Below are 6457 nucleotides of genomic sequence, written 5' to 3' on the forward strand. Positions count from 1 at the left end.
CTGTGCGCCGCCGTCGCGGCCTGCTCGGGCGAGGCGCCGCCCGCCGCCAAGGACGCCGCCGCCGGCACGGCGAAAGACTCCGCCGACGCGCGCGAGGCCGCGATCCGCGACCCGCGCACGCCGACCAGCGACGCCGCTTCGCGCCGGCCCGTCGCGCACGGCCCGATCGAACTCGACAACAGCGACCGCCCCGGCGACATGCCCAAGGTGCGCCCGACCGGCCGCCTCGAATGCGACCAGTTCGCCGAGAAGCTGCGCCAGTGCGTCAACAGCGGCGCGCTGTCGCCCGAAGCCCGCGAGAGCCTGCGCTCCGAATACGTCGTCGCGATCAACGCCGCCAAGTTCAAGACCGGCGACCTGTCCAAGAGCTGCCTCGACATCCAGGAAAAGCTGCAGCCGCGCCTCGTTCAGGCGGGTTGCCGGAATTTCTGAGGACCCGGTCCGGCGTCCCGGCAGAGACCTCGAACGATTTCGCGGCGGTGCTAGCCGCCCGCCATATCTCAGCAACGTCGCAAAACCCTCATCCCCGCCCACATCCTTCCTTTCGGGGAGGGTATGGGCGGGGGACACGGCGACACCCGTTCGGCGACAGGGGTTACGCCTCTCGCCAGACACCCGACTGCGCAGCCTCGCCGCCGCCGCATGTCATAATCCGGAGCCGCAACAGCCCAGCCCGGAAGCCATCGGATGACTTCGCCGCGTCGCCTACTCGTCACCTGCGCCCTGCCCTATGCCAACGGCCCGCTGCACCTGGGCCATCTCGTCGGCTATACCCAGGGCGACATCTGGACCCGCGCGCAGCGCATGAGCGGCAACGTCGTGCATTTCGTCTGCGCCGACGACGCGCACGGCACGCCGATCATGCTGGCCGCGGAGAAGGAAGGCGTAGCGCCCGAAGCATTCATCGAGCCGATCCGCCGCTCGCACGAGACCGACTTCCGCGACTTCGGCATCGTGTTCGACCACTACCACACCACGCACAGCGACGAGAACCGCCAGCTCGCCGAAGAGATCTACCGGCGCCTGCGCCTGGAAGGCCACATCGTGCCGCGCGTGATCGAGCAGCTCTACGATCCGGTCAAGGCCATGTTCCTGCCGGACCGCTACATCAAGGGCGAATGCCCGAACTGCGGCACGCCGGACCAGTACGGCGACAACTGCGAGAACTGCGGTGCGAGTTATGCGCCGACGGAGCTCAAGAACCCGCGCTCGGTCGTGTCGGGCGCGGTGCCGGTGCTGCGCGAGTCCGAGCACTACTTCTTCGAGGTCGGCCATTTCAGCGATTTTCTTCGTGAGTGGCTGTCCGGCGACTCGGCCCACAGCAGCGTCAAGGCCAAGCTGCGCGAGTGGCTGGACGGCGAGCTGCGCGCCTGGGACATCTCGCGCGACGCGCCGTATTTCGGCTTCGCGATTCCCGACGCGCCGGGCAAGTTCTTCTACGTCTGGCTCGACGCGCCGATCGGCTACCTCGCGAGCTTCAAGGCGCTCTGCGACAGCGGCAAGAAGGCCGCGAACGTGCACGACCCGCTGCAGACCGGCGACTACGACGTGTTCCTGCGCCGCGACAGCGCCGACTTCGATCCGGCCACCGAGCTGCATCACTTCATCGGCAAGGACATCATCAATTTCCACGGCCTGTTCTGGCCGGCCATGCTGCACGGCGCCGGCTACCGCGCGCCGACCGCGCTGCACGTGAACGGTTACCTGACGGTCAACGGCGCGAAGATGTCCAAGTCGCGCGGCACCTTCATCCAGGCGCGCACCTACCTCGACGCGGGTCTCGACCCGGAATACCTGCGCTACTACTTCGCCGCGAAGACCGGCGCCGGCGTCGACGATCTCGACCTGAACCTCGAGGACTTCGTCGCGCGCGTCAACGCCGATCTCGTCGGCAAGTTCGTCAACATCGCGAGCCGCTGCGCCGGCTTCGTCAACAAGCGCTTCGCCGGCGTGCTCGCCCAGGCACTGCCCGACGAAGCCATGTACGGCCTGTTCGTCGCGACGGCGGACGAAGTGCGCCAGTCCTACGACGACGGCGAATTCAGCCGTGCGATCCGCCAGACCATGGCGCTCGCCGACGAGGCCAACCGCTACATCGACGAGAAAAAGCCCTGGGTCATCGCCAAGCAGGAAGGCGCCGACGCGGAACTGCTCGCCGTCTGCACGCAGGGCCTGAACCTGTTCCGCGTGCTCGCGGCCTGCCTGAAGCCCGTGCTGCCGGCCACCGTCGCACGCGCCGAGCATTTCCTCGCCGACACGATCGACAGCTGGCACAGCATCACCCAGCCCCTGCTCAACCATTGCCTGCGCGAATTCCAGCCGCTGCTGACGCGCGTCGACCCCAAACAGATCGAGACCATGACTGCCGCCAGTACCGAAGACCTGCAGCCTGCCGCCGCTGCCGACACCACCGCAAAGCCCGCGAAACCGGCGAAGACCGCAAACGAAGCCAAGCCGGCTGCGACGGCGGCTGCCGCAGCGCCGAACGCGAGTGCCGCACCCGGCGCTGCCGCCACCATCGGCATCGACGACTTCGCCAAGCTCGACCTGCGCATCGGCCTCGTCACCGCCTGCGAATTCGTCGAAGGCTCCGACAAGCTGCTGCGCTTCGAACTCGACGCCGGCGAACTCGGCAAGCGCCAGATCTTCTCGGGCATCCGCGGCGCCTATGCGGAACCGGAGAAACTCGTCGGCCGCAAGGTCGTGTTCATCGCCAACCTCGCGCCGCGCAAGATGCGCTTCGGCATCTCCGAGGGCATGATCCTGTCCGCCGGCAGCGGCGGCGACGACCTGCACCTGCTCGACGTCGACGCCGGCGCGAGCGCGGGCATGCCGGTCAAGTAAGCGCGATGGACGGCGGCGCGCTGATCGCGAGTCTGGTCGCGCTGGCGCTGGCCAATCGGGTGTTGCTGGAGACGGCGACGAAACCGATGGCGCTGTCGCCGCTCGGTAATTCGGCAGCACCCGACCCAACGGCTTCGCCGCACGCCGCAGCGACGGCGCAAACGCCGTCGCTATTCGTTTCCACGAATGCCACACCGACACTGCGCGATCTCGCCGTGCACGGCGTCCTGAGCGCACTGGTCGTCTGCCTGACGGCCATCGCCAGCTGGATCGTCCAGCAGGCGCTCGCGCCGCTGGCCCTGCTGCATTCGACGGCCTTTCTCGCGCTGCCGCTGGCCGCCGCGGCAGCCGCGCTGACCGCGTTCGTGACGACACGCTGGCGCGCGCCACTACGCGACGCCGCCTGGCCGCTGATCGCGGCGAACGCCGTCGCCATCGCCGTCCTCGTGCCGGCCGCCGCGACACCGGATCTCGCCACCGCACTGCTGCGCAGCTTCCTCGCCGGCGCCGGCTTCACCTTGGACCTGCTCGCCCTCGCCGCGCTCGACGCGCGGTTGCAGCCGCGCGAAGCGCCCGCCGCGTTCCACGGCCTGCCCTTGTCCCTGCTCAACGCCGGCCTGCTCACGCTGGCCGCGCAGGGCCTCGCCGGCTTCGTGGGCTGAGCCAGGGACGCACCACGCGATGCTCGCCGCCCTGTCGCTGACCCTGCTGCTCGCCGCACTGTTCGCGTTCGCGCTGCATCGACTCGTGCCGGCAACGACAGAACCCGTCGCACCGCTGGCCGACCGCATCGACGCGCTGCTGCCGCAGACCCAATGCGGCCAATGCCACTACGCCGGCTGCCGCCCCTACGCCGAGGCCATCGCCGCTGGCGACGCCGACATCAACCAATGCCCGCCCGGCGGCGAAGTCGGCATCCGTGCGCTCGCGACATTGCTCGGCCGCGAGTTCAAACCGCTGAACCCCGAACACGGCGTCGAAACCCCGCGTACCGTTGCCGTCATCGACGAAGCGGTCTGCATTGGGTGCACCAAATGCATCCAGGTATGTCCGGTCGACGCGATTCTTGGGGCGCCGCAGGTCATGCATTCGGTGTTGACGGAGGAATGCACCGGGTGTGGGCTTTGTCTGGTGCCTTGTCCAGTGGATTGCATTGCGATGGTGGCGCCGGCTCGTTGAGGCCTGGAACCCGCCGTAAGCGATGCGCCGGCGGATATGCGCCTTTAACCAACTTCGTTGAGAAGCAAGTCGCGTCATGGAACGGACGAGGCGATTCTCTATACGAAAGCTGTGCCCCAAATGAGAGATCGCTGCACTGCACTATGGAGTGCAAATGAGAGATGGAGTGCAATCGCTGCACTGCACTACAGTACCCCTCGGCCAGCCAGCCAGCCAAGTCAATACTATCGCGACGATCTAACTTGAGCGTTGTCTACCATGGCAGCTGATATCGCAACTGCACTGATAGCCGCAGGTGGCGCCACCATTCTGGCAGTCATCACTTACGGCCTGACTAAAAAGCGCGAGCGAGAGGCTGATCTCCGCAAAGAGCGTCTTGCGCACTATAAGGATTTTGTAGCCAGCCTTAGCGGCATCATCACAGGAGAAGACACTCCAGATGGTCAGCGCGCTTTTGCCAAAGCGTGCAACAATCTCAATCTTGTTGCACCACAACAGGCAATCCAGGCATTGCACGCGTTTCAAGAGGAAATTCGCGCCAGTAATTCCGAGCGGAACCGCGAACGCCACGATCGCCTGCTGTCCCGGCTACTCTTCGAGCTTCGCAGAGATCTTGGAATATGGCCGAGAGATAGCAAAGATTTTCAGGTTGGGCTATGGGCCTCAGGAATTCACGACAAACCTGAAACAGCTGCACAGCTCAAACATCAGCCGTCTGACGAGAGACCTGCCGTGACCTACGAAGAACTGCTGTATCTCGACCTCGATTTCCTTGCTGATAAGTATGAAGATGAGACGGGTATCGCGCCAAAAACCGTCATATCGAAAAACGAAGGAATGGATGCTCAGGCGAGCATTACCTTCTTAAAGTCGGGCCTTCACAGTCAGGTTACGAGGCAATTCACGACCTCAAGTCAAGCTATGTTCAAGGCAGTGACCAAAACTCTTGGGAGCTATCCTAAGCACGAGCCCAACCTCAACCCCGGACAGAAGCCGACAAATGCCTGGGTAAAGGGACACCTAACTATTGGGCGATGGGGCAGTGAAAGTAACTCGGAGCAAGCACTGAACGTCTTCTTTGAGATCAAATCCGGCGAACATCAATACTCTCTATTGCCAAAGGACGAGTACTTTCTGGCCAACATCGAAGCCCTCGAAATTATCTCGCCCGCCCTGCAACGTTGGATTCAGATTCCTGTCCGAATGCTGTGCAAAGTTCTCTACCCGCTGCCAGACATCCAAACATTCGTCGTAACGCCATATCTGATTTGCGCTGCCAACGGTGAATCTCCGCTCAAATGAATAGCTCGCGAGGCGTCCATTGCTTGCTAGCTATTAACCCTGCAAAAAACTAGATTAATCCTTAAATGGTCTTCTGTCACGTAGACGGTGCAGACGACCAGCAGAAGCTTACTCTTCTTAGACCACATGAAAATGCCTGGGCAGATTAGCAAGAAAAAACTTTGGTTGCTCCTCACAACGCTTTGGTGCATCGGTGTAGTTACTTTTTTCTTTCAGCAGCTCGCCCGTGACTACAGGAATTCGATTCAGTCCACTCAGATGACACTGGAATTTCAAATCGAGTCAAAATGGAGAGAATGCGCTCCTAACGCATGGCTAAAATTCGGTCACGAATGCCAAATCGCCGCAGAAGATCAATGCAAAAGGTCTGATCTAATTTTTCATGAAAGATGCATTGAGCTAGAGCAAGATGACTGCGTACGCTCAAAATTTCCAGGGTGTAGCTACATATTTTCCAATGCTCAGAAAGATTTTCTTGCAACCCCGAAATGGAAGGCTAAGTTAGATCGAGTAACGAATTTTTTGAATTATTCACGCAAATTCTGGAAATTTCTTGCGCTTCTTCTTGCCGGACCACTGTGCTTTTTGCTCCTGCCACCGATTCTCCGTGGTCTGCGCGAATGGCTCTATGTTCAATAACACCAATCTGATGCAGAACTGGTTCGGACTGAGCGATCCGGCCATGGAGGAGGCGCCTTAAAAGCCCACTCAACGAAGGAGAGAGGAATGGCGACCTACAGCTTGCACAAGGCCCAGTTCGAGATGCTTCTCGTACTTGCTTCACGCTCTATTTCAGAGCTTGCTGTTGATTTGGCTCGTGAGTCTGGTGAGGCGGTTGGAGTCCTCCCGACAGAACAGCAGTTCAAACGTGCGTGGAAATCGAATCAGCAGCAGGTGGAATGGGTTCAAGGGCTACTTGAAGAGTACCTAGGGAAGGTCTGAATAAGCCCTCGTCACCGCATGCCAGAAACACGATTTGCGGAACCGGCATCGAAACCAGGCGCAAAGTTACCAAAATCTCGCCGCGAAAGCCGCTGTTTGCGGCTTTTCGTCTTCAATAAGCCATCTGCGGACGCAACTTCCCCGTCAGAGCCAACAATCGCTTTCTCGCCATCCACAGATTCGACAGCGC

Annotated in this window: 7 protein-coding genes; 6 read left to right on the plus strand and 1 reads right to left on the minus strand. The window is 61.7% G+C overall.

Features of this window, described 5'->3' with window-relative positions; genetic code table 11:
* The 5 genes from NON22_RS18560 to NON22_RS18580 all read left to right on the plus strand — a co-directional run.
* A partial coding sequence (locus tag NON22_RS18560; RefSeq protein WP_257388445.1) for a hypothetical protein occupies positions 1 to 432 on the plus strand: 432 nt, incomplete at its 5' end.
* Between the two features lie 255 nt (positions 433 to 687).
* On the plus strand, positions 688 to 2844 hold the full coding sequence (gene metG / locus NON22_RS18565) for a methionine--tRNA ligase (protein WP_257388446.1): 2157 nt from the start codon (positions 688 to 690) through the stop codon (positions 2842 to 2844).
* Positions 2845 to 2849: 5 nt separating this feature from the next.
* The gene (locus tag NON22_RS18570) at positions 2850 to 3506 is read left to right on the plus strand and encodes an Rnf-Nqr domain containing protein (protein ID WP_257388447.1); all 657 of its coding nucleotides are present in this window, start codon (positions 2850 to 2852) and stop codon (positions 3504 to 3506) included.
* A gap of 19 nt (positions 3507 to 3525) precedes the next feature.
* A complete protein-coding gene (gene rsxB, locus NON22_RS18575) occupies positions 3526 to 4023 on the plus strand; it encodes an electron transport complex subunit RsxB (protein ID WP_306673899.1) in 498 nt (165 codons plus the stop codon).
* A 258-nt stretch (positions 4024 to 4281) separates the two neighbouring features.
* Entirely contained in the window at positions 4282 to 5325 is a 1044-nt protein-coding gene (locus NON22_RS18580; protein WP_257388448.1) for a hypothetical protein, read from the plus strand.
* A 531-nt stretch (positions 5326 to 5856) separates the two neighbouring features.
* Here NON22_RS18580 and NON22_RS18585 read toward each other — a convergent pair.
* Positions 5857 to 6009 carry a hypothetical protein gene (locus NON22_RS18585; protein ID WP_257388449.1) on the minus strand — a complete coding sequence of 51 codons (153 nt, stop codon included), beginning with the start codon at positions 6007 to 6009 and terminating at the stop codon, positions 5857 to 5859.
* 42 nt (positions 6010 to 6051) lie between these two features.
* On the opposite strand from NON22_RS18585, the gene NON22_RS18590 reads away from it, so the two are divergent.
* Positions 6052 to 6267 carry a hypothetical protein gene (locus NON22_RS18590; protein ID WP_257388450.1) on the plus strand — a complete coding sequence of 72 codons (216 nt, stop codon included), beginning with the start codon at positions 6052 to 6054 and terminating at the stop codon, positions 6265 to 6267.
* Positions 6268 to 6457: the final 190 nt, after the last annotated feature.

This window comes from Tahibacter caeni (genome assembly GCF_024609805.1).
In the GTDB taxonomy this organism is placed as follows: Bacteria; Pseudomonadota; Gammaproteobacteria; order Xanthomonadales; family Rhodanobacteraceae; genus Tahibacter; species Tahibacter caeni.